General features: G+C 58.9%; 23 protein-coding genes. 6 read left to right on the top strand and 17 right to left on the bottom strand.

The genetic code is table 11. The features are described 5' to 3' along the window. Nucleotides 1-160: 160 nt before the first annotated feature. On the bottom strand, nucleotides 161-958 hold the full coding sequence (gene yigL, locus VGC33_RS14580) for a sugar/pyridoxal phosphate phosphatase YigL (protein WP_331121488.1): 798 nt from the start codon (nucleotides 956-958) through the stop codon (nucleotides 161-163). An 8-nt stretch (nucleotides 959-966) separates the two neighbouring features. Beyond that, complete coding sequence (gene pldB / locus VGC33_RS14575) at nucleotides 967-2001, bottom strand: lysophospholipase L2 (protein ID WP_331121539.1); 1035 nt, start codon at nucleotides 1999-2001, stop codon at nucleotides 967-969. Nucleotides 2002-2143: 142 nt separating this feature from the next. On the opposite strand from pldB, the gene rhtB reads away from it, so the two are divergent. After that, nucleotides 2144-2761 carry a homoserine/homoserine lactone efflux protein gene (gene rhtB / locus VGC33_RS14570; protein WP_331121487.1) on the top strand — a complete coding sequence of 206 codons (618 nt, stop codon included), beginning with the start codon at nucleotides 2144-2146 and terminating at the stop codon, nucleotides 2759-2761. Here the strand turns inward: rhtB and rhtC are convergent. The 3 genes from rhtC to pldA all read right to left on the bottom strand — a co-directional run bounded on the left by rhtC (nucleotide 2748) and on the right by pldA (nucleotide 6160). Then, nucleotides 2748-3371 carry a threonine export protein RhtC gene (gene rhtC / locus VGC33_RS14565; protein ID WP_331121486.1) on the bottom strand — a complete coding sequence of 208 codons (624 nt, stop codon included), beginning with the start codon at nucleotides 3369-3371 and terminating at the stop codon, nucleotides 2748-2750. The two genes, rhtB and rhtC, sit on opposite strands and share 14 nt — an antisense overlap. Nucleotides 3372-3393: 22 nt before the next feature. Continuing rightward, nucleotides 3394-5226: an ATP-dependent DNA helicase RecQ gene (recQ, locus tag VGC33_RS14560; protein WP_331121485.1), complete on the bottom strand. Its 1833-nt coding sequence runs from the start codon at nucleotides 5224-5226 to the stop codon at nucleotides 3394-3396. 64 nt (nucleotides 5227-5290) lie between these two features. After that, nucleotides 5291-6160, bottom strand: a complete 870-nt coding sequence (gene pldA / locus VGC33_RS14555) for a phospholipase A (protein WP_331121484.1) — start codon at nucleotides 6158-6160, stop codon at nucleotides 5291-5293. Nucleotides 6161-6420: 260 nt separating this feature from the next. Here pldA and rarD point away from each other — a divergent pair, with 260 nt between their 5' ends. Continuing rightward, complete coding sequence (rarD, locus tag VGC33_RS14550; protein ID WP_331121483.1) at nucleotides 6421-7329, top strand: EamA family transporter RarD; 909 nt, start codon at nucleotides 6421-6423, stop codon at nucleotides 7327-7329. On the opposite strand, the gene VGC33_RS14545 is transcribed toward rarD, so the two are convergent. The 9 genes from VGC33_RS14545 to VGC33_RS14505 all read right to left on the bottom strand — a co-directional run bounded on the left by VGC33_RS14545 (nucleotide 7300) and on the right by VGC33_RS14505 (nucleotide 18139). Next, complete coding sequence (locus tag VGC33_RS14545; protein WP_331121538.1) at nucleotides 7300-8355, bottom strand: AbrB family protein; 1056 nt, start codon at nucleotides 8353-8355, stop codon at nucleotides 7300-7302. The genes rarD and VGC33_RS14545 overlap by 30 nt on opposite strands. Nucleotides 8356-8486: 131 nt before the next feature. Continuing rightward, nucleotides 8487-9437 (bottom strand): magnesium/cobalt transporter CorA, encoded by a 951-nt coding sequence (corA, locus tag VGC33_RS14540; protein ID WP_331121482.1) that lies wholly within the window; start codon nucleotides 9435-9437, stop codon nucleotides 8487-8489. A 378-nt stretch (nucleotides 9438-9815) separates the two neighbouring features. Further along, complete coding sequence (gene uvrD / locus VGC33_RS14535) at nucleotides 9816-11978, bottom strand: DNA helicase II (protein WP_331121481.1); 2163 nt, start codon at nucleotides 11976-11978, stop codon at nucleotides 9816-9818. Between the two features lie 57 nt (nucleotides 11979-12035). Beyond that, a complete protein-coding gene (gene yigB, locus VGC33_RS14530; protein WP_331121480.1) occupies nucleotides 12036-12752 on the bottom strand; it encodes a 5-amino-6-(5-phospho-D-ribitylamino)uracil phosphatase YigB in 717 nt (238 codons plus the stop codon). Beyond that, complete coding sequence (xerC, locus tag VGC33_RS14525; protein WP_331121479.1) at nucleotides 12752-13663, bottom strand: tyrosine recombinase XerC; 912 nt, start codon at nucleotides 13661-13663, stop codon at nucleotides 12752-12754. The genes yigB and xerC overlap by 1 nt, the downstream gene beginning before the upstream one ends. Further along, nucleotides 13660-14364 (bottom strand): DUF484 domain-containing protein, encoded by a 705-nt coding sequence (locus VGC33_RS14520; protein ID WP_331121478.1) that lies wholly within the window; start codon nucleotides 14362-14364, stop codon nucleotides 13660-13662. Before VGC33_RS14520 ends, xerC begins: the two co-directional genes overlap by 4 nt. Beyond that, a complete protein-coding gene (gene dapF / locus VGC33_RS14515) occupies nucleotides 14361-15185 on the bottom strand; it encodes a diaminopimelate epimerase (RefSeq protein WP_331121477.1) in 825 nt (274 codons plus the stop codon). Before dapF ends, VGC33_RS14520 begins: the two co-directional genes overlap by 4 nt. A 69-nt stretch (nucleotides 15186-15254) precedes the next feature. Next, nucleotides 15255-15455: an LPS translocon maturation chaperone LptM gene (lptM, locus tag VGC33_RS14510; protein ID WP_331121476.1), complete on the bottom strand. Its 201-nt coding sequence runs from the start codon at nucleotides 15453-15455 to the stop codon at nucleotides 15255-15257. A gap of 131 nt (nucleotides 15456-15586) precedes the next feature. After that, nucleotides 15587-18139: a class I adenylate cyclase gene (locus VGC33_RS14505; RefSeq protein ID WP_331121475.1), complete on the bottom strand. Its 2553-nt coding sequence runs from the start codon at nucleotides 18137-18139 to the stop codon at nucleotides 15587-15589. Between the two features lie 294 nt (nucleotides 18140-18433). Between VGC33_RS14505 and hemC the strand changes: the two genes are divergently transcribed. Genes hemC through hemY form a run of 4 tightly spaced genes read left to right on the top strand, consistent with a single transcriptional unit; the run spans nucleotide 18434 to nucleotide 22586 of the window. Beyond that, on the top strand, nucleotides 18434-19384 hold the full coding sequence (hemC, locus tag VGC33_RS14500) for a hydroxymethylbilane synthase (RefSeq protein ID WP_331121474.1): 951 nt from the start codon (nucleotides 18434-18436) through the stop codon (nucleotides 19382-19384). Further along, a complete protein-coding gene (gene hemD / locus VGC33_RS14495) occupies nucleotides 19381-20121 on the top strand; it encodes a uroporphyrinogen-III synthase (RefSeq protein WP_331121473.1) in 741 nt (246 codons plus the stop codon). The genes hemC and hemD overlap by 4 nt, the downstream gene beginning before the upstream one ends. Before the next feature lie 23 nt (nucleotides 20122-20144). Continuing rightward, nucleotides 20145-21368, top strand: a complete 1224-nt coding sequence (gene hemX, locus VGC33_RS14490) for a uroporphyrinogen-III C-methyltransferase (protein ID WP_331121472.1) — start codon at nucleotides 20145-20147, stop codon at nucleotides 21366-21368. Between the two features lie 3 nt (nucleotides 21369-21371). Next, complete coding sequence (gene hemY, locus VGC33_RS14485) at nucleotides 21372-22586, top strand: protoheme IX biogenesis protein HemY (RefSeq protein WP_331121471.1); 1215 nt, start codon at nucleotides 21372-21374, stop codon at nucleotides 22584-22586. Nucleotides 22587-22717: 131 nt separating this feature from the next. Here hemY and VGC33_RS14480 read toward each other — a convergent pair whose 3' ends face one another. From VGC33_RS14480 to VGC33_RS14470, 3 genes are all read right to left on the bottom strand, one after another. Further along, complete coding sequence (locus VGC33_RS14480) at nucleotides 22718-23710, bottom strand: pentapeptide repeat-containing protein (protein WP_331121470.1); 993 nt, start codon at nucleotides 23708-23710, stop codon at nucleotides 22718-22720. 822 nt (nucleotides 23711-24532) lie between these two features. Then, nucleotides 24533-25456, bottom strand: coding sequence for an LpxL/LpxP family Kdo(2)-lipid IV(A) lauroyl/palmitoleoyl acyltransferase (gene lpxL, locus VGC33_RS14475; RefSeq protein WP_331121469.1), 924 nt, complete (start codon nucleotides 25454-25456; stop codon nucleotides 24533-24535). 489 nt (nucleotides 25457-25945) lie between these two features. After that, the gene (locus VGC33_RS14470; protein ID WP_331121468.1) at nucleotides 25946-26791 is read right to left on the bottom strand and encodes a fumarylacetoacetate hydrolase family protein; all 846 of its coding nucleotides are present in this window, start codon (nucleotides 26789-26791) and stop codon (nucleotides 25946-25948) included. Nucleotides 26792-26931: the final 140 nt, after the last annotated feature.

Raw genomic sequence — 26931 nt, 5'->3', positions numbered from 1 at the left:
CGCGGGATGAAGGGGATAATGCCGGCGCCGGGCCGGCTTAAAAAATACGGTAAACCTTGTGACGCCATGTCGTGCGTTGGCGATTATCGCCACCATCGGGGCCGGTAACCTGAAAATAGGATGACAATGCTCATTATCATTCTTGATTGTAAAAATTTTCCTACAAATACATGGTGCGCAGAAAACGCGGCACCGATTCATCCGCGTTCGAGCCTATAATCTCCAGCTCCGGCAGCAAATCCTTCAGGCGCTGCTGCGAATTTTTCATGATGCAGCCCTTGCCGGCCATGGCGAGCATCTCTTTGTCATTCATGCCGTCGCCAAATGAAATACAGTCGGCCAGATCAAACCCCAGCGTCTTCGCCACCTGATCCAGCGCATGACCCTTGGAGACGCCGCCGGCCATCACTTCCAGGCATACCGGCAGCGAAAAGCTGACGTTGACCCGATCGCCCCAGCGCGCGTTCAGCGCATTTTCCAGCGCCACCAGCCGCTCATGATTATCGCTGGTGTAATACACCTTGCAGATACCGTCCGTGGGCAGCATGCCCGGTTCGAACAGCTGGTAGTTAAATTCGGACTCGCGGAAAAAATCCTGTTGGTCCAGCCGGTTACGGTTCATATACCAATCATCGCGACGATAGACGTTGGTCAGGATATCCGGATCGTCATGGACCAGGCCGAACAGATCGGCGGCGATATCCTCATCCACGTCCTGGGCAAAAATCATCTCGCCGGCGGGATTATGCACCCGCGCGCCGTTGGAGGTGATCATGTAAGCGGAAATGCCGAGGCCGTCGCGAATCTGGGAAACATCGATATGATGACGGCCGGTGGCGAAGACAAAGTTGATGCCCCGGGCGGTCAGCAGTTTCAAGGTTTCCTTGGTGTAAGGTCTGAGGGTATGGTCCGGAGCCAGTAGGGTACCGTCAAGATCGGAAGCAACAACTTGATACATAGCCTTAATTAAACCTCTGGTGTTATCGGCGGCAGGGCACCGCCGGAAATGGTATGATAACGGCCAAAAAACCTGACAATCCTGTCCAGCGCTTCGGCGCGCAGTGCGTCTTTTTCAAACAGGATCTCATGCCTGGCGCCCTCGATCCTGACGGGTTTACCGTCCTCGCACGGATGACCCGCCGCCGCCATGGCCTGGCAAAAAATTTCGTGGCTGCGGTTATCGACAATCCGGTCTTCCCCGGCCTGCAGCAGCAATACCGGCGTGGTGATGGCCGAGGCTTTGGCCAGCACGTCATGCCCCGCCAACACCCCCTCCCGGACCCAATGGTACGTTGGGCCGCCGACCCGCAATTCGGGATCGTCGGCATAAAAACGCAAGCTGCGGCGATAGCGCTGGCCGCTATGCGTCAGCATATTGAGCATAAAGGGCAGGGGCCGCCACTGGCCGGTGCCGATGGCATAATAATCGCGCATGGCCGGGCGCTGCTCGGTCCACTCCAGGATTTGCCAGGCCAGCCAATGCGGCATCGGCAGGCGGATGCCGAACATGGGGGCGCAGAGCACCGCGGCGTCGCAGGCGTCCGGCGTCGCCGCCAGAAACAGGGCCAGAATCGCCCCGCCCATGGAGTGCGCCAGGGCAAAACGGCGTTTATAATGACCCGGAGCGACATACCGCCGCCAAAACTCGGAAAAATCGCTGACGTAATCGCCGAACTGCAGCACATGCCCGCGATGGCTATCCTCAAGCAGGCGGCCGGAACGTCCCTGGCCGCGGTGATCGATAATCATCACGTCGTAGCCGCAGTGAAAAAGATCGTAGGCCACTTCGGGGTATTTTACGTAGCTTTCAATGCGCCCGGTGCTGATGACGATGACCTTATCGTGCCGGGGCGAACGCAGACGGACAAAACGAATCGGCATGCCCTGCGCCCCGACAAACTCGCCCTCTTCCCGTTGATGCCAGAAATCCAGTAACGGACCGGTGGAAAAGGCGGCAAACTGTTGTTCGCGGTTTAACCAATTTTTTTTATGTACCGACACCACCTGCGCTACTCCTGGCAAAACACGGGGCGACACGACTGCCCGGCGCGCTGGAAAGTCATTGCCGTCCTGGCGGGGAAAAGGCTACTCTACCCTATCAACATATTGTGACATAAAAACAACATTTCAGGGAGCGCAATTAATGACCTGGGACTGGTGGCTGACCTATCTGCTCACGACCACCCTGTTAAGCCTGTCGCCCGGCTCGGGGGCGATTAACACCATGAGCACCGGCATCAGCCACGGTTATCGCGGGGCGGTGGCGTCCATCGCCGGCCTGCAGGTCGGGCTGGCCACGCATATCGTGCTGGTGGGCATCGGATTGGGGGCATTGTTCGCCCATTCGCTGCTGGCGTTTGAAATTCTCAAATGGCTGGGGGTGGCTTATCTGATCTGGCTTGGCATCCAGCAATGGCGTTCCGCCGGCAGCTTGAGCCTGGATGTCGCGGGGGCCGCCCTGCTGTCCAGGCGGCGGTTATTTCAACGGGCGGTTTTTGTTAACCTGACCAACCCTAAAAGCATCGTCTTCCTGGCGGCGCTGTTCCCGCAGTTCGTGCTGCCGCACCAACCGCAGGCCTCCCAGTACCTGGTGCTGGGCGTCACCACCCTGGCGGTGGATATCATCGTGATGATAGGCTACGCGACATTGGCGACCCGCCTGGCGCATTGGCTTAAGGGTCCGCGCCAGCTGCGCCGGCTCAACCGCGCATTCGGATCGCTGTTTATCATGGTCGGCGCGCTGCTGGCTAGCGCGAAATAATCAGGCTGATGCCGAAACCGGCAAAAAATACGCCCGCCACGCCGTCAATCCAGCGCGCCAGGCGCTGATAGCCGCGACGCATGGCCGGCAGGGCAAACACCACCGCCACCACGCTGAACCACATCAGGGTTTCACTGATAATCAGGATAAACAAGCCCCAGCGCGCCCCGGCCGGCACGTTGTCGCCGACAAACAGCGAGAACACGCTGCCGAAGTAGATGACCGCCTTGGGATTGGCCAGGTTGGTCAGCAGGCCGCGCACAAAGGTGCGGCCTGAACGGGATAGCGCGGCGGCGGGATGCTCGCCCGTTTGCGGGGCGGCCGGCCGCCGGGCCGCGCGCAGCAGTTGCCATCCCATCCAGCACAGGTAGAGTCCGCCGCCGACCGTAATAACGCTGTGCAGCCATTTCATTTTCAGCAACAGCAGGTGCAACCCCATCAGCGCCACGGCGGCCCATACCGCCACGCCAAGGCTTATCCCGAGCACGCCCATCATGGCGTCGCGGCGCGATCGGCTGGCCGCGGTCTGGGAGATAAAGAAAAAATCCGGCCCCGGACTCATCAGGGCAATCAGATGCACCATGGCTACGGTAACAAACAAGACTAACATCGTTGGTCACTCCTGATAACGATTACAGCGGATCTTCATCCACCAAATGCTCGCGGATCACGGTAAGGAACGGCATTCCAAAGCGATCCAGTTTACGATTGCCGACGCCGTTCACCCGCAGCAGGTCCCCGGGCGTTACCGGCAGTTGTTCGGCCATTTCCAGCAGCGTCGCGTCGTTGAACACCACGTATGGCGGCACGTTGGCGTCATCCGCCAGGGATTTGCGCAGCTTGCGCAGCTTGGCGAACAGCTGGCGGTCATAATTGCCGCCGTAGGTCTTGGGCGCGGAGTGCTTGGCTTTCAGGTTGGGCAGGCGCGGCTCGGCCAACATCAGCGGCACTTCGCCGCGCAATACCGGGCGCGCCGACTCGGTCAGCTGCAGCGCCGAATGCTGGGTAATATTCTGGCTGACCAGCCCAAGATGGATAAGCTGGCGCAGCACGCTGACCCAGTGCTCGTTGGTGCGATCGCGGCCGATACCGTACACCGGCAGTTTATCATGGGCATAGTCGCGAATGCGCTGGTTATTGGCGCCGCGCAGCACCTCGACGATATACCCCATGCCGAAACGCTGGCCCACCCGGTAGATACAGGACAGCGCCTTGCGCGCTTCCTCCAGCCCGTCGTAGCGCTTGGGGGGATCAAGGCAAATATCGCAGTTGCCGCAGGGCTGCTGGCGCCCTTCGCCGAAATAATTGAGCAACACCAGGCGGCGGCAGGTTTGCGCCTCGGCGAACGCGCCCATGGCGTTAAGCTTATGGCGCTCGATATCCTGCTGCTCCCCGGGCGCCTTCTCTTCAAGACAGCGGCGCAGCCAGGCCATATCCGCCGGATCGTAAAATAAAATGGCCTCCGCGGGCAGGCCGTCGCGGCCGGCGCGGCCGGTTTCCTGATAATAGGACTCGATATTGCGCGGGATATCAAAATGCAGGACAAAACGCACGTTGGGCTTGTTGATGCCCATGCCGAAGGCGACGGTGGCCACCACCACCTGCAGGTCATCGCGCTGGAACGCCTCCTGCACCTGCCCGCGCCGCTCGTTGCTCAGGCCGGCATGATAAGCGTCGGCGCTGACCCCGCGGCTTTGCAGGCGCGCGCTGACGTCTTCCACCTTGGAACGGCTGCCGCAGTATATGATGCCGCATTTGCCGCGCTGGCCCTGCACATAGTGCCAAAGCTGCTCAAAGGGTTTGTATTTTTCCACCAGGGTATAGCGGATATTGGGGCGGTCGAAACTGCTGATCTGGATAAGCGGGTCGCGCAGATCCAGCAGGCGCACGATATCCAGCCGGGTGGTGTCGTCCGCCGTGGCGGTCAGCGCGATAAACGGCAGGCCGGGAAAATGCCGCTTGATTTGCCCGAGGGTACGGTATTCCGGGCGGAAATCATGCCCCCACTGCGAGATGCAATGCGCCTCGTCCACCGCAATCATCGCCGGATGCCATGTGAGCAGTTGCTCCAGCATATTATCCATCATCAGGCGTTCCGGCGCGATGTAGAGCAGCTTGATGCGGCCATCGCGGCAGCCGGTCATCACCTCGTGCTGCTGCTCGCGGGTTTGCGTTGAATTCAGGCATCCCGCGGCCACACCGTAGGCCAGCAGTTGATCCACCTGGTCCTTCATCAGCGAAATCAGGGGCGACACCACGATAGTCAGCCCATCCATCACCAGCGCCGGGATCTGGTAGCACAAGGATTTACCGCCGCCGGTCGGCATGACCGCCAGGCAATCCCTGCCGTTCATCACGGCGTTAATCAGCGCTTGCTGACCCGGGCGGAACTGCTGGTAGCCGAAGGTATCATGCAGTACCTGCTCCGCCAGCGCTTCCCGATCTATTACAGCCACCGTCGACACATCTTCCCCAACTTATTACGTTCAGGCGCCGGACATTCCGGCGCCTGTAATGATACCTGCCGGCTTACATAAAGTCGTTAAGCATAAAGCCGACCCCGACTCGGGTTTGCCGATGATCGTAATCAATGAGCGACTCGCCGTAACCGCTGAAGACCTGCGTATAGAAGCGCACATGGCGGGAAACGGGATAGCTCCAGCCCAGTTGGCCGCTGCCGTAGCCGCTGTTCCAGTTATAGTGGCTTTCAACGCTGAACACGCTTTCGCCCCAGGCGTAGCCGATCTTCAGGCGATAATACCCCAGATATTTGGTGATATCCGGATTGTCGTTGGTATTGCCGAAGGTAAACCAGGGTTTCACTTCCACCTGCCAGTTGCCGTTTTGCGCCATCAGGCGGGTATAGGCGCGGTCCCAGCTGCGCGAGGTGGGATCGGATCTGCCGTTGGACTGGTGATTGACGCCGACTTCCACGTCGCGCAGCGTCCAGCCGGCAAAATCATAATCCGTTGCCCAGCCGAGAAACAGCTGGGGCTCATAATTCGTTTCACGAAACGGCGACGATTCGGCGGTATTGGAGATTTGCCAAAATGAATGCTGGGTGTAGGACGCGCCCAATACGGAATTATCCCCGGCGATGCCGCGCCACAGCGGGAAGCCCAGGCTCAGCTGGAAGTCCAGCTCATCACGCCGGGCGTTATCGGCCCAGTCATAGGATTTGATGGCTTCCTTGTTGATGTCGCTGGTATAGGTGTACATCACGTAATTGCTTTCATACGGATACAGCACGAAAGCATTATCATGCTCCTGCAGCATATTGGCGATAATACTGCCCCTGACGGCCGGCGCGTCGTGAACTTTTACCACCGTAGCTTCTTGTGCAGACACGAACGTCGATGATCCTAAAAAGAGAACCGCGGCCCCCAACAGCTTACGCATATATTTTTCTCCGAAAGTGCGCAATCCAAGAACGCATGCAAGCGGATCATTTTACACACTATCATCTATTTCTTTTAGCAAATTACTTACTATTCGCACGCATGCCTAAGCGATCGCTTACCAAGAATGCCCGGGTTGCCACACTTGCGCCGGCACTTTATCCTGTCGGCGCCGCCAAGGCCGGCGCGCTTATCCGCAGGTGAATAAGTCATAGCTTTCGCTTATAATGGCCCGCTAATTTTGCGTAACCAGGTTAACCCATGAATGAAACATCCACGCGCCGGGGCGTGCTATGCGCGCTTGGCGCGTATCTGATCTGGGGCTTGGCGCCGGCGTATTTCAAGCTTATCCAACAGGTCCCCGCCACGGAGATACTGACCCACCGCATTATCTGGTCGGTATTTTTTATGCTGGCGTTGCTGACGGCATGCCGCAAATGGCGGCAGGTGCGCGAGGTGTTCCGCCGCCCCAAGGCGTTGCTGCTGCTCGGCGTGACCTCGTTGCTGGTGGGGAGTAATTGGCTGCTGTATATCTGGGCGGTCAATCATCACCATATGCTGGAAGCCAGCCTGGGCTATTTTATTAATCCGCTGGTGAATATTTTGCTGGGCATGGTCTTTCTCGGCGAGCGCTTTCGTAAACTGCAGTGGCTGGCGGTGGGCCTGGCGATGTGCGGCGTGCTGATACAGTTGTGGAAGTTTGGCTCGCTGCCCTGGATAGCCCTGGGCCTGGCCTTCAGCTTTGCGTTTTACGGCCTGTTGCGCAAAAAACTGGGCGTCGACCCGCAGACCGGCATGCTGATTGAAACGCTCTGGCTGCTGCCGGCCGGGGCCTGGTATCTGTTCGTCTTCACCGACAGTCCCACCAGCCATTTAACCGCTAATCCATGGCAGCTCAATATGCTGTTGGTGGCGGCGGGCATCATCACCACCATACCGCTATTACTGTTTGCCGCCGCGGCCAACAGCCTGCGCCTGTCGACGCTGGGCTTTTTCCAGTATCTCGGCCCGACCCTGATGTTCCTGCTGGCGGTGGTGTTTTATGATGAGGCGATGACGGAGGACAAGCTATTCGCCTTTGGGTTTATCTGGCTGGCGCTGGCGGTATTTATCTTTGACGCGGCGATCGCGCAGCAAAAATCACGGCATGCGCGGCACCGCGTGGCGTGAGATAAAGCGCGCCATGGCCGGGCCGAGCAATAGAATCGAGAACAGCCGCAGGCTTTGCATCGCCATGACAAAACCGATATCGGCGTGGCTGCCCGCGGCGATAATCGCCACGGTATCCAGCCCGCCGGGGCTGGTGGCGAGATAGGCGGTCAGCAGATCCACCGGCAGCAGCAGCGTCAGCACCCAGGCCATCAAACCGCATAACAGGATTAACCCCACAATGGACGCCACCATCTGCGGCAGCGTTTTCAGCGCCAGCATCACGATGGCGGGAGTAAAGCGCAGCCCGACGGTCCAGCCGATGAACGCATAGGCCAGCGCCAGCAGCCATTCCGGCACCTGCATGGTCAAGGTGCCGGTGATGTGCAGGGCGGCGCCGGCCACCATCGGAATCAGCAGCGCGCCGGCGGGGATATGCAGTTTGCGTCCCAGCCAGGCGCCGGCGACGGCGATGCCCAGGGTGGCGGCAAACCGGTAATCCAGCGCGGGAAACCACGTCACGTCAGCCGGCGCAACGCCCTGTTCCCCCATGCTGATATGCGCCACCAGAGCGGCGGCGGCCGCGACAAACAGCACGCGCAGATACTGCATAAACGCCACCAGCCGGACATCGGCGCCAAATTCGCCGGCCATGGCCACCATCGCCGACGCCCCGCCCGGAGACGCGCCCCAGGCCCCGGTAGGCCCCGGCAGGCTGCTGAACCGCACCAGCAGCCAGCCCGAGAGGCCGCTGGCCAACAGGGTCAGCGCCAGCACAATCAGCACCAGCAGCCAGTCGGAGATAAGTACATGCAGGATGGTGGGCGAAAGGGTCAAGGCTATCATGCAGCCGAGGACAGCCTGGCAGCCGACAAAAATACGCGGGGAGATATCAATGGCGGCGCCGCTCAGCGCCATGACCACCCCAACCAGCATCGGCCCCATCAGCAGGGCGGCCGGGAAATGGAAATATTGCAGGATAAACCCCAGTAACAGCGAGCAAACCAGTAACACTGTCCATTGGGCGGCAAGCGGCAAATGTTTCATCGGCAACGTTCGTTGGCAACCTTTTTCAGGTACGCTAAAGCAGGATGTTTTAGCCAGGCCATCCTGTTTTATCATATTCGCCCGCTGGGGCAATCATTTATCGTACAATAGTATCCGGTTAATCGCGGCCGCTAAAGCCAGTTTTTGCGCTTAAAATACAGATAAGGCGCCAATCCCGCCAGGATCATCAGCCCGATGGCGCCGGGATAGCCAAACGACCATTTCAGCTCGGGCATAAAGGTAAAATTCATGCCGTAGCTGGAGGCCACAAGCGTGGGGGGCAGAAAGACCACCGAGACCACCGAGAAGATTTTGATGATGCGGTTTTGCTCGATATTGATAAACCCCATCGCCGCCTGCATGAGAAAGTTCACCTTCTGGAACAGCGATTCATTATGGGGCAGCAGGGACTCGATATCGCGCAGGATTTCACGCGCCTGCTCCAGCTGGCCTGACGGCAGCCGCGCCTTGCGCACCAGGAAGTTAAGGGCGCGCTGGGTATCCATCAGGCACAGGCGGACCTTCCAGCCGACGTCCTCCAGCTCCGCCAGGGTGGAAAGCGCTTCGTCGTACTCGTCGCCCTGGTGCCCTTCCATAATCACCAGGCTCAAGGCTTCCAGGTCGCTGTAGATATTTTCTATTTCATCGGCCAACTGCTCGATTTTGGTTTCAAACAGATCCAGCAGCAGCTCGTAGGCGTTGCCGTCGGTCAACGTCTGGCTGCGGGCGCGCATGCGATAGAGGCGAAACGCCGGCAGTTCACGCTCGCGCAGGGTATAGAGGCGCCCGTCGCGGATGGTGAACGCCACCGTGGCGTTGCCGGCGTGATCTTCCGCGTCCTCGTAAAAAAAGAAGGAGTGGATATGCAAGCCGTCTTCGTCTTCGAAAAAACGCGCCGACGCTTCGATATCTTCCAAATCCAGCCGGGTGGCCAGGCTTTGGCCCAGTTCGTCCTGCACCCGGTCCCGTTCATCGTTGCCGGGCTCAATCAAATCCACCCAGACGGAATCAGCTAACCTGTCGGCATCATCCAGCTCAAGGCGGGATAAGCGGTTGTGGTCTAATTTGAACGCGTTAAGCATACGCCATAGCTTCCTTAGCGGTGACAATCGGGAAACGCACTAGAAAGCAGAAACCGGGGGTGAGAATGTCACCGGCAAGTTTCAGACCATCACAGATCTGACTCAGAGCGACACATAAACGCGAGTCGCTGACAACCACTGAGGCCATCAGCAATAGGGATAGCCTTAGTGGGGGTACCTGATAAACAGATTATCGAGCCAGTATCTACTGGGGGCGTCCAAGGCGTAATCCTCTAATCATAATAGTGCGCGCATGTTACGCCGAGATGAAAAAGACTGTCAATACACAAGCGGCGCAAAACTGTATATTTCGCGTACGATCGCTTTATTTAATCGCTAACCGCCCGTGAACGGCCCGGTTGGCCGAAACCGGGCGGATCATACCGTCTCAAGGCGGGCGTAAGCCGCCACCAGCCACTTGATGCCCTGGCCCTGGAAGGCAATCTGCAGCCGGCTGTGCTCGCCGCTGCCCTCGAGGTTGATGACCGTGCCTTCGCCGAACTTGTGATGGCGAACCCGCTGCCCCAGCGCGAATCCGCTGTCGTTTTCGCTCAGGGGTGTACCCATGCGCTGGTGGCTGGCCGGCCGGGTGACGCTGGCGCGCAGCCGCACCTCTTCTATGCACTCCTCGGGCAGTTCGCCGACAAACCGCGACGGCCGGTGAAACGCCTCTTTGCCATACAGCCGGCGGGTTTCCGCGTAGGTGATGGTCAGTTTTTCCATGGCGCGGGTGACGCCCACGTAGGCCAGGCGGCGTTCTTCCTCCAGCCGGCCGCCCTCGTCCAGGGACATCTGGCTGGGAAACATGCCCTCCTCCATGCCGACGATAAACACCTGGCGGAACTCCAGACCCTTGGCGGAATGCAGGGTCATCAGCTGCACCGCGTCCTGGTTGGCATTGGCCTGCCCTTCCCCCGCCTCCAGGGCGGCGTGGGATAAAAACGCCTGCAGCGGCATCATATCCTGGTCTTCATCCTGGTAGCTGTATTGCCGCGTGGCGGTGACCAGTTCCTCCAGGTTTTCGATGCGCGCCTGCCCCTTCTCGCCCTTCTCCTGCTCATACATGATCCACAGTCCCGAGTTCCTGATGACCCGGTCGGTTTGCACGTGCAGCGGCAGGTCGACGGTTTCCTGCGCCAGGGCGTCCACCAGTTCGATAAAGCGTTGCATCGCCGACGCGGCGCGCCCGGCCAGCACCCGTTCGCGCAATAGCTCGCGGGTCGCCTGCCATAAGGTCAACTGCCGATCGCGGGCCGCCTGGCGCACCACGTCCAGCGTGCGGTCGCCGATGCCCCGCGTCGGGGTATTGACCACGCGCTCGAAGGCCGCGTCGTCATTGCGATTGGCCACCAGACGCAGGTACGCCAGCGCGTCCTTGATTTCCTGGCGTTCAAAAAAGCGCTGGCCGCCGTAAATACGATAAGGCATGGCGCTTTGCAGCAGCGCCTCTTCCAGCACGCGGGACTGGGCGTTGCTGCGATACAGGATGGCGCTGTCGCTAAGCGCATTTCCCGTTTCCTGCCAGGTGCGGATGCGGTTAACCACAAACCGGGCCTCGTCCAGCTCGTTAAACGCGCAGTAGACCGAAATCGGCTCGCCCTCGGCGTCCTCGGTCCAGAGATTTTTACCCAGCCGTCCGCCGTTATGGGCGATCAGGGCATTGGCCGCCTTGAGGATATTGCTGGTGGAGCGGTAGTTCTGCTCCAGGCGCACGGTATGGGCGCCGGGGAAATCATCCAGGAAACGCTGGATGTTCTCCACCTGCGCGCCGCGCCAGCCGTAAATCGACTGATCGTCGTCGCCGACAATCATGACGTTGCCGCTGTCGCCGGCCAGCATCCTGATCCAGGCATACTGGATGCGGTTGGTATCCTGGAATTCGTCCACCAGGATATTGGTGAAACGTTCGCGGTAATGCCTGAGAATATGGGGTTTGTTCAGCCACAGCTCGTGGGCGCGCAGCAGGAGTTCGGCGAAGTCCACCAGCCCCGCGCGATCGCAGGCTTCCTGGTAAGCCTGGTAGATGCGCAGCCAGGTGGCCTCCACGGGGTTTCCGTAGCTTTCCACATGCTGGGGGCGCAGGCCTTCGTCTTTTTTGCCGCCGATATACCACATGGCCTGGCGCGGCGGCCACTGTTTCTCGTCGATATTGAGCGCGCGGATAATACGTTTGAGCAGCCGCAGCTGGTCTTCGCTGTCGAGAATCTGGAAATCCTGCGGCAGGTTGGCATCCATGTGATGGGCGCGCAGCAGGCGGTGCGCCAGGCCGTGGAAGGTGCCGATCCACATGCCGCCCTGGGCGGTGCCGATCAGATGTTCGATGCGATGGCGCATTTCCGCCGCCGCCTTGTTGGTAAAGGTCACCGACAGGATAGAGTAAGGCGAGCAGTTCTCCACCGACAGCAGCCAGGCGATGCGGTGCACCAGGACGCGCGTTTTGCCGCTGCCCGCGCCCGCAAGAACCAGCAGGTTGCCGCGCGGCGCCGCTACGGCTTCGCGCTGTTTGTCGTTCAGGCTGTTGAGCAGATCGGAAACGTCCATAGATGGCCCTTTTATCCGGCGTTAGTATACTGGTTATTTATACAGACATATTGAGGATTATAACAAGGCTGTCAGGGAAGCCAACTGCGAAATTTCAATATGCGGCAACAAACGGGCATCCGGCGCCTGGAAAAAATCGCCGCCGCGGTCGTTCACCCAGCACGCCTGCAGGCCCGAACAAACGGCGCCGGTGATATCGGCGGTTAAATCATCGCCGACATGCAGGATGCTGTGCGGCGGTACCGCCAGCTTTTGCGCCGCGACATGATACATATCCCGGAAGGGTTTGGCGCGTCCGTCGGGTCCGGCGCGCAGCACAAATTTAAAATAACCGCCTAGGCCGCAGGCTGCGGGGGACGCGTTGCCATTGGTAATGGCCACCAGCGGCCAGCGTTCGGCCAAGGCGCTTAAGGTGCGGTGGGTGGCGTCGGGCACGTCGATATCGCTGCGCCAGCGGGCAAAGCTTTCCATAAAAGCGTCCGCGCCGGCCCGGGCCGCGCCCGCGTCCAGCCCCCGGTCGCGCAGGGTCAGCTCGACCGCGCGCCAGCGCCATTGGCTGACGTCATGGTAAATATCCGGTTCGCGCTGGCGCAGCTCGGCCCGTATGCGCTGGAAATGGTCGGTGTCGAGGTTTTTCAGCGCCGGATGATACCGTTGCAGGAAAAGCGTCGACTCGCGCTCGGTACGGGCGATAACCGGGCGGTTATCATATAGGGTGTCGTCTAAATCGAAGGTGATTGCGCGGATCTCACCCAGGGGGCGATAAAAATGCATCAGCTTTTACCTCGTTTGGCTCGTGGATGCGCCGCATCGTAAACCAACGCCAGGTGCTGGAAATCCAGATGGGTGTAAATCTGGGTGGTGGACAAATTGGCATGGCCGAGCAGTTCCTGTACCGCGCGCAGGTTGCCGCTTGATTCCAGCATATGGGTGGCAAACGAATGGCGCAGCTTATGCGGATGGACATGGCTCTCCAGCCCCTGCTTGACGCCCCATTCGGCAAAGCGCTTTTGCACGTTGCGCATGGAAATGCGCTTACCGGTCCTGGCGACGAAAACCGCATTATCCTCGGGGGTGAACAGGGGGCGCCGCGCCAGCCAGTGTTCCAGCCAGGTGATTGCGGCCTTTCCCAGGGGCAGCTGGCGTTCTTTATTGCCCTTGCCCACCACCCGGACTTCACCGGCGGCCAGATCGATATGGCCAAGGTCCAGGTTGACCAGTTCGGCCAAACGCAGGCCGTCGCCATACATCAGTTCCAGCATGGCGCGATCCCGCACCGCCAGCGGATCGTCGGTATTGATGTCCAGCAGGCGGCTTACCTCGTCCACGTCCATGTTTTTCGGCAGATGACGGCCGCCGCGCGGCGCCGGGACGCCTTTGGCCGGATTGGCTTTCAGCTCGCCGCGACCGACCAGCCAGTCGAGGAAGCTGCGCAGCGCCGACAGCCGCAGCGCCAGGCTGGCGGCCTGCAGTCCCCGACGTTTGCTGCGGGTGGTCATCGCGCGGACATGGCTTACCTCAAGCGCCCGCCAGTCGGCCAGGCCTAACTCGTCGGCTATCGCCATCAGGGCGGTTAACTGGTGATCATAACTGGATTGGGTCAGCGGACTGAGCTGCCGTTCCACCCGCAGGTAACGCAAAAACGCATCCACCTCCGGGCGCAGCGGCGAGACCGGGGTGATCATGAACGTCCGACCCAGCGCGCCAGCAGGCCGGGCAGCAGGATGGCGAGCTGTTGCAACAGCACCGTGCCCATGCCGGGCTGGTAATGCTGGTTGTCGCGGCTGGTAAAGGTCAACACGCCCAGATCGCCGTTTTCCCCCATCAGGGAAATAGCCACCGAACCCACCTGTCTGGCCTGCGGCAGCAGTTGCAGCAGTTCGGGGCCGTTCAGGCTCCCCAGGTAATGGTTGCCCTGCCCCAGCCGCTGGATGCGCAGGGGTTCAAACGCGGTGCGGGAAATACCCAGGTGGGTGAAATCCGACGGCGCGCCGATATACCATTTATCGGTGAACAGCCTGACATGCGCCCCGGACAAGCCCAGGCCGCGCGCCCAGTGCTGCAGGCGGTTAAGCATATCCAGCAGGCTGTCGGCGGCCGCCAGATCGGACTGGAGATACAGCAGGCGATTGAACAGCCGTTCGTTGGCGCCCGCCTGCTCCATCAACAGGGTAATCTCTTCCTCCAGCAGGCGAATATGATTACGCTGGCGGGCCAGTTGCCACTCCAACAGGGAAACGCTGCCCCGGTTGACATGGGGCACGCGCATCTGTTCGACCTGGCAGGCGTTGCGGATAAAAAAATCCGGGTTATCCAGCAGGAATTGCGCCACCGTACCGTCGTCCAGCCGCGCCGCCTGGTCCAGTTGTTCCCCGAGTTGCTTCATAGATGTATAAATCCGTCGTAGATGTGGGTTGCCGGCCCGGTCATATACAGCGGATTGCCCGGCCCTTTCCAGCTGATGTCCAACGTACCGCCCGGCAGATCGACGCTGACGCGCTCGGCCAGCAACGCCTGCTGAATGCCGACAGCCACAGCCGCGCAGGCGCCGCTGCCGCAGGCCCGGGTTTCCCCGGCGCCGCGCTCGAAGACCCGCAGGCGGATATGCTGCGGGTCAATCACCTGCATAAAGCCGATATTGGCCCGTTCGGGGAAACGCTCATGGTTTTCAAGCAGCGGTCCAAGCGTCGCCACCGGCGCGGTGTCGATATCATCGACCGTAATCACGCAGTGGGGATTGCCCATGGACACCACGCCGAACAGCACGGTTTGCTCCGCCACCCGCATGATATAGGTCTTCTCCGCCCTGGTGGCGCGAAAAGGCACGGTCTGCGGGTCAAAATCAGGTTCACCCATATTGACCCTTACCATCTCGTCGTCGGTAATGGTTAATATCATGCGGCCGGTTTGGGTGCTGACATGTATTTCACGTTTATTGGTTAAACTTTTCATCCGCACGAAACGGGCAAAACACCGCGCGCCGTTGCCGCATTGCGCCACTTCACCGCCGTCGGCGTTGAATATACGGTAATGAAAATCCAGTTCCGGGTCGTAGGGCGGCTCCACTACCAGCAATTGGTCGAACCCGACGCCGTAATGCCGGTCCGCCAGGCGACGGATCAGCTCCGGCGAAAAGTAGACGTTTTGCGTCACGGCATCCACGACCATAAAGTCGTTTCCCAGACCGTGCATTTTGGAAAACTGCATAATTCACTCCGCTGAGTAACCCTACGCGCAGCATAGCGCGTCTCTAAGGCCGATGCGACTGAATCGCGGTTACGGTTGCGCCGCGGCGGACGAGGTCGTCGCGCCGCCGGGGTTCGCGGTTTGCGCCGGGGTTTGCGTCGCCGTCCTGGCGGGCTTGGGCTTGGCGGCGGCCTTATCGGACGGCGGGTAATACAGCGGACCTTTCAGCCCGCATCCGTTCAATCCCAGAACTAAAAACGCCAGGGCCATAAGGCGTAAAGGGTTTTTCATGCGATTAGCTACCTGTTATTCATGCTTTCAGGCTAACTATCATCGCAGCTAGATGCTGAAAAGCAATAGGAATCGATTGCCGCCGCCGCGGGGCGCCGCGGGAGGGGGCCGGCGATTCTCTGACGCCGCGGCTAGTTTAACCGGGCCTGCTGCTGCTGCGACGACGCGTCATGCTCATAGGATGGCGCGCATAAATGGGACAGAACGCTGCTGCGAAACGGCACCACCTGGATACGGCCGTCCAGCTGCACAATCTGGTAGAACTGCGGCAGGTTGAAGTTGATAAAGCTCGAGCCATAGGTAAAACGGTCGTGGGACGACGAATAAAAACGGCTCACATCGCGCACCAGTTCTTCCTTGCTGCCTTCGCAATGGTGATAGGCCTCGACCCGGTTGGTCTCGTCCAGGATATAAATATTAAAGCCCTGGTCGTCGGCGCTGTCTTCAAAAAAGAACTGGATTATGCCTTCGCTGGCAAAGCCGTCCACCACCGGCGGTAAATGTATTTTTTCCGTTTCCATCTGGATCGACAGGCCGTGCAGCTTATTGTTGGAAATGGCGCCATAAAACTCAATGGCGTTTTCCAGCTTTTGCACCGAAACGCTCAGGCGTTCAAAAAACAGTCCCCAGGTCTGGCCGGCCACCCGCACCGCTTTGAAACGCGCCGGATCCTGGCGGGTGCTGGAAAGACGCAGTTCGATGCAATCCGCCACCAGCTGCTGCACCCGGGTACGGATAAGCCCCCGCAGATGCTGGCTGTAGCAGAAGACTTCCACCGTATCGGGCGGCGCGGCGTCCTGGTGCATTTTACCGAGGATGGTTTTCAGCGCTTCCAGTACCGCCTGCTCGCCGCTGAAATGCAGGGTGCGCACTTCATTCCAGGAGTTGCGGTACAGCAGGTCGATGCTGCCCACCAGGCACTCCTGCTGCTGGCCGAAGCTGAACACGTCCAGCTTGCGGAAATCAAAATGCACCACCTGGTTGCGGAACACGGCGGTCGGATCGTGTTCCAGGTTGACAATGATCGCCAGATGGCGGATTTCACAAGGGCTGTAGAGCGCCTTGGGCGTCGGCGCGGGCACCCGCAGCGGGAAATTGCGCGACACATCCGCCACCAGTTCCTGCAGCCGGGGCAGATCGCATAAATCGCTGCCCTTGATGTGCAACTGGGTTTTTTCGGTCAGCAGGCCGTTAAACCAGGCCCAGGCCACCAGCTTGTTCAGATAGCGGTTATATTCCAGCGGCTGGTGGCTGATAATGGATTCCATCGCCGGCGACTGGTTGTAAAGATACCAGCCGGCCCGGTTGGCCCGCCCCTGCGGCACATGAATAAAGGTGAGATTCGGTTCGGAGAGATCGGGTGAGATCTGCGGGTTAATCAGCGTGACCTTGCCCGGCAATGCTTCAAACGCCGCGTAAAGTTTGCGGGTCAGCACGCCGATATCCTGCGGGCTGGCGCTGACGCTCAGGTTGTTGCGGCGCGCAAAGCGGATCAGGTTACGGTAGCTTTGCATCATGGCGTCGAGCAATTCGTTATGCGCTTCGCGCACCTGGCCGATTTTCCAGTTGGCGCGATCGTCGAGCATACTCAGCCGCGCTTCGTCCCAACCCCATTCCTTGACCTGCTGGCTGAGGATCTCGCGGCGCCAGACGACGCTTTCGGGGGTCAGCGATAATTTTTCGCAGACCTTCAGGTAGAAACAGCGCCGGACCAGATCCAACCGCGTGGTGTCGTTAATCTGCGTCAGGTAGTGGGTAACGCGTTCCAGCATCATGCAATAGGGGTCGAGGCCGTAGGAAACGATCTCGCCGTCGTGCAAATGCTGCTTGATGGTCATGGCCAACAGCTGGGTATGGGGATATTCCCAGGAGTAGGCTTCCAGCAGCAGGGTCTTGAGCACCGCTTTATACGGCGAGTCGATGCTTTTATACAGTTGCCACAGGCTGGCGCCGAAATACTCTTCGGCGGACAGCGTGCCAAGCCCGCCCAGATCCAGCCATTCATTGGGGGTCAGCGCGCCGCGGGCGTAAAGCGACATGACGTAATCGTCATAGTGTTCTTCTTCATCGCCCGGCACCATATTCCACAAAATGCGTTTGCCGGCCATGCGCACCGCGGTGCGATAGAATTCATCCAAGAGCAGGATATGCTGGGTCGAGCCGCAGTCCTCATCGCCCAGGCTACCGCTTTCGTTATGGCGGAAGCGGTTTTCATCGATCAGGAAAAAATTGACGTCCACGCCCTTGGTGCCCGCCCATTTTTCCAGCAGGGCGCATTTACGCTGCAGCTGGGAACGTTCTTCGTTATCAAGCCACGACTGGTGGCATACCCAGATATCCAGGTCGGAATTGGCGTTCTGACCGATGGACGACGTGCTGCCCATGGAATAAACCCCGGTGATCGGCCGTTCGCCGCTGGCGGGGGTCACCATCGGCTGCGCCGACTGGCGCTCGATATCGGCTATCCAGGCGGTTTGGTTTTCATCGGACGTGTAGAAGCAAACGCCGCACGGAACGTTACCTTCTAGGTAACCCGGAAGCATTGGATGATGATAATGTAATAAGGTTGGCAGCAGACTGTAGACTTGCTGAAAGGCCGGCCCCATGGCCGCCAAAGCCCGATCCACCCGTAGTTGGTTGATCGCGTCCAGTCTCTGTTTCAATGTCTCGATATAGAAGTACAAGACGTCTCGCCTGGTTATCCCGGTGCCTAAGAGCCTGTTTCCATACCCGGCCGGGTCTAGTTTTGGAAATTTAGCGGCCGGTAATTGCTGGAAACGTGATCAATTTAACACCTTGCTGTTTGACCGTAAAGAAAGTTAAGCTACCTCTCAATTATAACACTTTTCCCCGCGGCGACCTTTTATTCCCTGATATCAGCATTTCACCCGACGCCGCCACCTCCGGATCCTGATAACTTACAGCGTTTTACTATCGATGGTAGAATGATCAAGAAATGTGAGAAACGGTAACCCAGAATGCAAAATAGCCTGATACGCATCGCCACCCGCCAAAGCCCGCTGGCGCTATGGCAAGCACAGTATGTTCAACGTCAGCTCATGGTACACCATCCCGCTTTACGGGTTGAACTGGTGCCGTTGATCACCCGCGGCGATATCCTGCTGGACACGCCGCTGGCCAAACTGGGCGGCAAGGGACTGTTTATCAAGGAGCTGGAGCGCGCCCTGATTGAGGATCGCGCCGATATCGCCGTGCACTCACTGAAGGATGTCCCGGTCGCCTTCCCCGACGGCCTGGGGCTGGTGACGATTTGCGAACGCGACGACCCCCGCGACGCCTTTGTCTCCCCGGCGTACGCCAGCCTGGACGACCTGCCGCCGGGCGCCGTGGTGGGCACCTCAAGCCTGCGTCGGCAATGCCAGGTGCGGGAAAGGCGGCCGGATTTGATTATCCGCGATCTGCGCGGCAACGTGGGCACCCGCCTGGCCAAACTGGACCGTGGCGAATACGATGCGGTGATCCTGGCGGTGGCCGGGCTAAAGCGCTTGGATCTTGGCGATCGCATCCGCACGAGGCTTGAACCCGAGCTGTGCCTGCCCGCCGTCGGCCAGGGCGCGGTCGGCGTGGAATGCCGGCTGGACGATAGCCGCACCCGCGAGCTGCTGGCGCCGTTGCATCACCAGGCCACCGCCTTGCGCGTCAGCGCCGAACGCGCCATGAACGCCCGCCTTGACGGCGGCTGCCAGGTTCCCATCGGCAGCTACGCCGAGATCCGTGGCGACCAGCTCTGGCTGCGCGCCCTGGTGGGCAGCCCCGACGGCAGCCGGGTTATCCGCGCCGAAAACAGCGCCCCCCTGGACCAGGCCGAGAGTTTGGGCGTCCTGCTGGCGGAGGAATTGCTCAGACAGGGTGCGCAAGAGATTTTAGAGCAGGTCTATGCGGCTGAAAATCAGGATTCGCCGCGATGAGTATCCTGGTGACCCGCCCGTCGCCCGCCGGCGAAGAACTGGTTAATCGCCTGCGCGCGCGCGGACGGTCCGCCTGGCACCTGCCGCTGATTGATTTCGCCCCCGGAAGCGAACTGGCGCAACTGCCCGCGCGCCTGGCGGCGCTGAGGCCGGGGGATTTGGTGTTTATCGTGTCGAAACACGCGGTCAATTACGCCAGTCCGTTTCTCTCGCGCCTGGGCCTTTCCTGGCCGGACACGCTGAAATACCATGCCGTCGGCCGCACCAGCGGACTGCTGCTGCACACCGCCTCCGGCCTGCCGGTGGACTATCCCCACGACGGCGAAAGCAGCGACCATTTGCTGCGCCTGGCGTCGCTACAGCACGTCGCCGGGCTGCGGGCGCTTATCCTGCGCGGCAACGGCGGGCGGGAAGTGCTGGAGGAAACGTTGCGCCAACGCGGCGCCGAGGTGGGTTACTGTGAATGCTATCAGCGCAGCCCGGTGCATTACGACGGCGAGCAACAAAGCCGCCGCTGCCTGCGGCTGGGTATCAATACTTTGATCATTACCAGCGGCGAAATGTTACAACAATTCTATACTTTAATTCCTGAGTACTATCGCGTCTCATGGCTGTTGCAATGCCGGCTGGTCGTGGTGAGTGAACGAATCGGGGCTTTAGCCCGCCAATTGGGCTGGACGGACATCGTCGTAGCAAACGCGGCAGACAACGATGCGCTTATGCGTGTGCTGCTCTAAATCTAATCATGGGATAGGCCAATATGACGGAACACACTACTCCAACCACTCCGCGGGAAGAGGCATCCAGAGCGGCGGATACAGCCAAGCCCTCGTCATCCGCGCCCGGCGACACGGCGGCGGGAAGCGCCAAGACCAAACCCCTGAACGGAGCGGCGTTGGCCCCCGGCGGCAAAGCGCCCATCGGCGTGATCCTGGCGGCCATCGCCATTATCCTGGCCCTGCTGCTGGCCGCCGCGCTCTATCTCTACGGCGCCCGGCAGGCGAAAACGCAAAGCGCGCTCAATCAACAGCTGCAATCGCGCATTGAGGCCTTGCAGCAGGAGCAGCGCCAGCAGTTGCAGCGGCAGCAGCAGGCCCAATCGGCGTTGCAGCAGCAGGGCCAGGCGCTCGGCGCCGTACAGCAGCAAGGGGCCGTTCAGGCCGGGCAGCTGAGCGAACTGCGCGATAAAGTCGCCACCATCTCCGGCTCCGATGCCAATACCTGGCTGTTGGCCCAGGCGGATTTCCTGGTCAAGCAGGCCGGGCGTAAACTGTGGAGCGATCAGGATATCGTCACCGCCGGCGCGCTGCTGAAAAGCGCCGACGCCAGCCTGGCGGATATGAACGATCCCAGCCTGATGAACGTACGTCGCGCCATTACCGAGGATATTGCCGCCCTTTCCGGCGTCGGCCAGGTGGATTTCGACGGGATTATTCTGAAAGTGAACCAATTGTCAAACCAGGTGGATAACCTGCGCCTGGCCGACAACGACAGCGACGAATCCCCCATGGACAGCGACGGCGGCAGCGAGCTGTCAAGCTCGGTGCGCGAGTGGCGGCAAAACCTCAGTAAGAGCTGGCACAATTTCGTTAACGACTTTATCAGCATCCGCCGTCGCGATAGCAGCGCCGAGCCGCTGCTGGCGCCAAACCAGGATATCTACCTGCGGGAAAATATCCGCTCGCGCCTGCTGGTCGCGGCGCAAGCGGTGCCGCGTCACCAGAATGAAGTCTACCGGCAATCCCTGGAAAGCGTCTCCACCTGGGTGCGCGCCTATTTCGACGCCGATGACGCCAATACCCGCGCCTTTCTCAGCGAGCTGGACGACCTGAGCCAGCAGAATATCACCATGAATGTGCCGGCGCAGTTAAGCAGCCAGCCGCTGCTGGAAAAACTGGTGCAAACGCGCGTGCGCAATCTGCTGGCGCAGCCGTCGGCCGCGGCCGACGCGCCCACCGCCGCACCCGCCGCTCAGGGAGAATAAACGATGCTACGCGTATTGTTGCTGTTCATCCTGCTGATCGCCGGGATAGTCATCGGGCCGATTATCGCCGGACATCAGGGTTATGTGCTGATCCAGACCGATAACTACAATATCGAAACCAGCGTCACCGGCCTGGCCATCATCCTGATAGTGGCGCTGGTGGCGCTGTTTATCGTGGAGTGGGTTTTGCGGCGTATTTTCCGTACCGGCGCGCGCACCCGCCGCTGGTTCCGGGTGCGTAAAAACCACCGCGCCCGCAAACATACCAAAGCAGCGCTGATGAAGCTGGCGGAAGGCGATTACCGGCAGGTGGAAAAACTACTGACCCGCAACGCCGATCACGCCGATCAGCCGGTGGTCAATTACCTGCTGGCCGCCGAGGCGGCGCAGCAGCGGGGCGACGATATCCGCGCCAACCAGCATCTGGAGCGGGCCATGGAGGCGGCGGATAACGATCAGCTGCCGGTGGACATCACCCGGGTGCGCATCCAGCTGGCGCGCAACGAAAACCACGCCGCCCGCCACGGCGCCGATGCCTTGCTGGAAATCGCCCCGCGCCATCCGGAAGTGCTGCGCCTCGCCGAGCAGGCGTTTATCCGTACCCGCGCCTGGCAGGCGCTGCTGGATATCCTGCCGGCCATGCGCAAGGTGCGGGTCTATGATGAGAACAAAATCCTGGCGCTGGAGCACCAGGCCTATAGCGGGCTCATGGACCAGATCATGGAAAACGAGGGCAGCGACGGGCTAAATGCCTGGTGGCGTAATCAGAGCCGGCACGCCCGTAATGATACCCACCTGCAGCTGGCGCTGGCGGAGCATTTAATCGTTTGCAACGACCATGAAACCGCCCAGGAGATTATCGTCAAGGGGCTGAAGAACCATTATGACGAGCAACTGCTGTTATTACTGCCGCGTCTGAAAACCGGCGATCCCGAGCAACTGGAAAAAGCGCTGCGCCAGCAGGTGAAGCAGCAGGGCGCGACGCCGTTGCTAAACAGCACCCTGGGGCAGTTACTGATGAAGCGCGGGGAATGGCAGGCCGCCGCCGACGCCTTCCGCGCCGCGCTGGCCCAGCGACCGGACGCCCATGACTATGCCTGGCTGGCCGATGTGCTCGATCGCCTGCGTCTGCCGGAAGACGCCGCGCAGATGCGTCAGGAATCCATCAACCTGTCGCTGCAGTCCCCACAGCAGGCGCCTTCCGCGCCGCAACCGTAATACTATCGAGCCGGCGGGCGGGATGTTATCCCGGCCCGCCGACATCCGCGTTTATCTCTTTCCCCGTCGGGTCTATGACGACCGTTGTTCATCGCCTTCAGCGTTAAATCGATGCGCGGTTGATATCGGCATCATCCCTCAGGCAACCAGTGGCGAATGTCGGCCTTACCGGCATAACCGGTATTGGGATCATCACCCGCAAAGTCCCGCAGGGCATCCGCGATCCCGGATACGTCGACCCCTGATAATGAATGCCTGATTTCCCGCATCATGCGTAACTTGATGTCGGCATAGCGGTCATCGATACTTTTCAACATCGTCAGCAGGCTATTGCCCGGCAGGTTGGTTAAATGATCGAAATAAAAGTTTAGGTTGTAGTCATCCCAGACCGGGGGCAGTGTCAGCAAGGGACCTGCGGGCGGGAACTGGCCCAGATAGGCGTTTTTCAGATTGGCGCCCCTGAAGTTCATCATGTCAACGCCATGCGTGAAAATTCCGTTCAGGTTGGCGCTCTCAAAGTCGGCGCCATAAAACAGAGTGCCCTCCACCTTGGCGCCTTCCAGCCTGGCGCCAGCCAGTTTAGCGCCGCACAGGGTAGCATTATTCAGGATCGTATGACTCAGGTCGGCGTTGCTCAGGTCACGTCCGGACAGGTCGACGTTACTCAGGTCCAGTCTTCCCTCATTATCCGGGGTGACCAACGGGAGCGGCAGATTAAACCGCTGGCACATTATCAACCCCGTGCTGATACGTGAGAAGTTAGCTTTATCGACCGAACAGGTGGTTCTGTCCTTGCCCTTGCACACTTCAACCTTGACCAGGTTTTTATCAGCACCGTTTTCTTCCGCAAGCGTGAAAGTGATGCTATGCCCATTAAAATCAACTATAAGCGTCGGCGGGATGCTGATTCCTGCTGGTGAGGCCTTATCAAGCGCGATCGCAATTTCTTTAACAAGCAAATCATATTGCTTATTTAGATTTTTTTGCACATAGCCGAAGGTAAAAAAATCAACCACATGTTCCAGCATACCCTGGAGACGTGTCGCCTCGTTTCTCGCCTGTTCGGTACCGATACCCGAAATATATCCCGCCATCATACCCAAACGCTCAATATCACCCGCCATATTTACCCCTTATTTGAAAACCTTACACCATTTAATTGCGAATTAAACTTGAGGGGAAAATTTAGCATTGATAATAATTATCACGCTTTCAAAAAACGTCTATGGTGGTTGACGGCTATACACAGGGGCGCAGACGCAACGGGTAAAAAAAAACACTTGCCATCGCGGCAAGTGTTTAACAAGGTCAGGTCATAAGACAACAGTTTGGCGCCTCACTCAACGTTTTGTCCGAAAATTCTGATGAGGGACTCATCAAGGAGCTGGACAATAGGCGCCACAAGTTTGGCTCTGCGTCATTCCGGGGTTTATGAGGCGTAAACGCGAACATAAGAGAGTGGAATGAGCATCTACAGGGGGAATGTTGCAGTTTGCGTGCCAAGACAGGTGTTGCAGCAAAGTTTTCCTTTTTATCGCCCCTGCGGAGCATAAGCCATAGCCCGGCAAACGTTATCCATTCCGCGTCCGCGCCGCGAATAAAGATATCAGCGCACTGATAAATATAAAATTAAATCGATGGCAACCGCCTGCCGGCCCGCCGCTTACGCGAAGATAATTCCCGCCTGCCGGGCAGATGATAACCGGCGGGCCACGCCCAGCCCGGGGATTCCGCCGGCGGACAATGTTACCCCTGGGCGACACAATTAGGCTGAATTAATTATTTATAGGTAGTTCAATTGGTTATATGTCTCCATATCGAGACAGATAAGAGGAGATACGCTGTCAGCGGCATAACCGACCGTCCGAACTGACGATGTTCGGTTTACCGCTATTTTCTGAACTGAATAACCTAACGCCGCTGTTGGCGAATATTTAAGGCGATAGCTAGATATATAATGACTTCTCTCCCATCGGCCGGGTTTTAAACCGCCGGTGCAGCCATAGATATTGGCCGGGGGCTTTCATGATTTCAGTTTCAATTACCCGGTTAACGTAATTGGCCGCCGCCAGGCTGTCGTCGTAGGGGAAGTTTTGCAGCTCCGGCGAAATAATTAATTGGTAGCCCATACGGTCGGGCTTGCGGATCACCACCGCGCTGACCAGCTTCGGCCGGGCCAGCTTGGCGATGGTAAAGGTGCCGTTGGTGGTGGCGGTCCGATCGACGCCGAAAAACGGCACAAATACGCTGCCTTTCGGGCCGTTATCCTGATCGGGAGCAAACCAGACCACGCCGCCGCGTTTTAGCGTATGCACCATGCAGACCAGTTTTTTCCGGCTGACCAGGGAATTGCCCGAGCGGGAACGGCCCCATTTTTGCACCAGCTCCATAATTTTGCTGTTATGGGGACGGTACATGACGGTCATGGGTTTGCAATGGCCTAAAATACGGAAATGCAGTTCCAGCGTCATAAAATGCACGCCGATAACGATAACGCCATTTTTTTCCCCTGAGGGCGCATCCAGGTTTTCCAGGCCGACCACGTCAATCCATTTTTTTATGCGCCGATCCGACCAAAACCACGCCATACCGGTTTCCATCAGTCCCATGCCGAGGGATGAAAAATTATCGGCGAGTTTTAGTCTGATTTGTTCGGGTTCGACGGCGGGAAAGCTCAGCTCCAGATTACGTTTGGCGATGGAGACGCGCCTTTTTAAAAAACGCATGGACAGCAGGCCCATACGGCCGCCGAGGCGCAGTAACAGCGGGTAGGGCAGTTGCACCAGTAAATACAGCACGCCAAGACCCAGCCAGAGTAACCAGTATCTGGGATGCATATAACTTAACGGCAATAGCCAACGTTGGATCATAGAAATTGTTCCGCAGCACGGGACGGCGTCGATAATTAGGTTTGGGTAATAACCAGAGTTATTACTTTCTGCGATGAGCTTAACCGGGAAATAAATTCTCGCCGAAAGAGTGCATTAAAAGGTATTTAATTTAAAAAAACAGGCTTTTCAGCCGGTTCACCTAGCGCCAAAAGAAAAAATACCCGCTTAATGCTAACCGTTTTATTTTACATAAAAAAGACAACCTAGCACGTACCGTCACGTTTAAACAGCCCGGCAAGCGGCTGATATAATTATTTCCTCTGACCTCAGCTTACTCAGACACCGGCGATGAAACAAAATTCATTAACCGCTTTAATCCATTCAACTTGCATATGTTTAAAAAAATAATGAAGAAAAACCGCGGCCGGTAACAAAATGCCGGGCGTCCCGCGGCCGCTTACCGCCCGGCGCAAGGGGGCGGGGTTACCCCGGCATCGACAGGACGCCGTCACCCCTGCCCTCCCTTAGTCAGGCCGATACCGTCCGCGCAAGCTGCTCGCCCAAACCCTCAACGCCCAAACGCATGGTCTGCCCGGGACGCAGGAATATCGCCTCCGGCTTATGTCCCATGCCCACTCCCGGCGGCGTGCCGGTGGCGATGATATCCCCGGGCCGGAGGCTCATAAAACGGCTCAGGTAGCTGATAATATGCCTGACGCCGAAAATCATGGTGCCGGTATTGCCGTTTTGGTAGCGCGTGCCATCCACTTCCAGCCACAGGTTCAGCGCCTGGGGGTCGGCGATTTCATCCGCCGTTACCAGCCAGGGGCCGATGGGGCCGAAGGTATCGCAGCCTTTGCCTTTGTCCCAGGTGCCGCCGCGTTCGATTTGCCATTCCCGTTCGGAGACATCGTTCACGACGCAATAACCGGCCACATGGCTCATGGCATCGCTCTCGTCGATGTAGCGCCCGCCCTGGCCGATAACCACGCCCAGTTCCACTTCCCAATCGGTTTTATGCGACTGGCGGGGGATCTGTACATCGTCATTGGGGCCGTTGATGGCGCTGACCCATTTATTGAACACAATCGGTTCCTTGGGGATGGGCGCGCCGGTTTCCGCCGCATGGTCCGCGTAGTTCAGGCCGATGCAGACAAACTTACCGACCTGGCCGACGCACGGACCCAGCCGCGGCTGGCCCTCGACCAGCGGCAGTTGCGCGGGATCCAGGGCGCGTAATGCCTCAAGCGCGGCGGGTAGCAGGGCGGTCCCGCCGATATCGTTGATATGTCCGGACAGGCTCCGTATGCGGCCCTGATTATCCAGAATGCCGGGGCGTTCCTCGCCGGGCAGGCCATAGCGCAATAATTTCATCACCAACTCCCGTTTTTTTTAATTGAACGGGTGAAAATATATGCTCCATAACCGCCGCCTGCCATCAAAACCACCGGGCATACCGCAAATACATGAGTAAGATCACTTTACCGTGGGTTGTGCCTTGGGCCGGAACAATA

This window comes from Acerihabitans sp. (assembly GCF_036398755.1).
In the GTDB taxonomy this organism is placed as follows: Bacteria; Pseudomonadota; Gammaproteobacteria; order Enterobacterales; family Enterobacteriaceae; genus Acerihabitans.
Note: the sequence above shows the minus strand (reverse complement) of the source record. Positions and strands in the feature narration are given on the sequence as shown.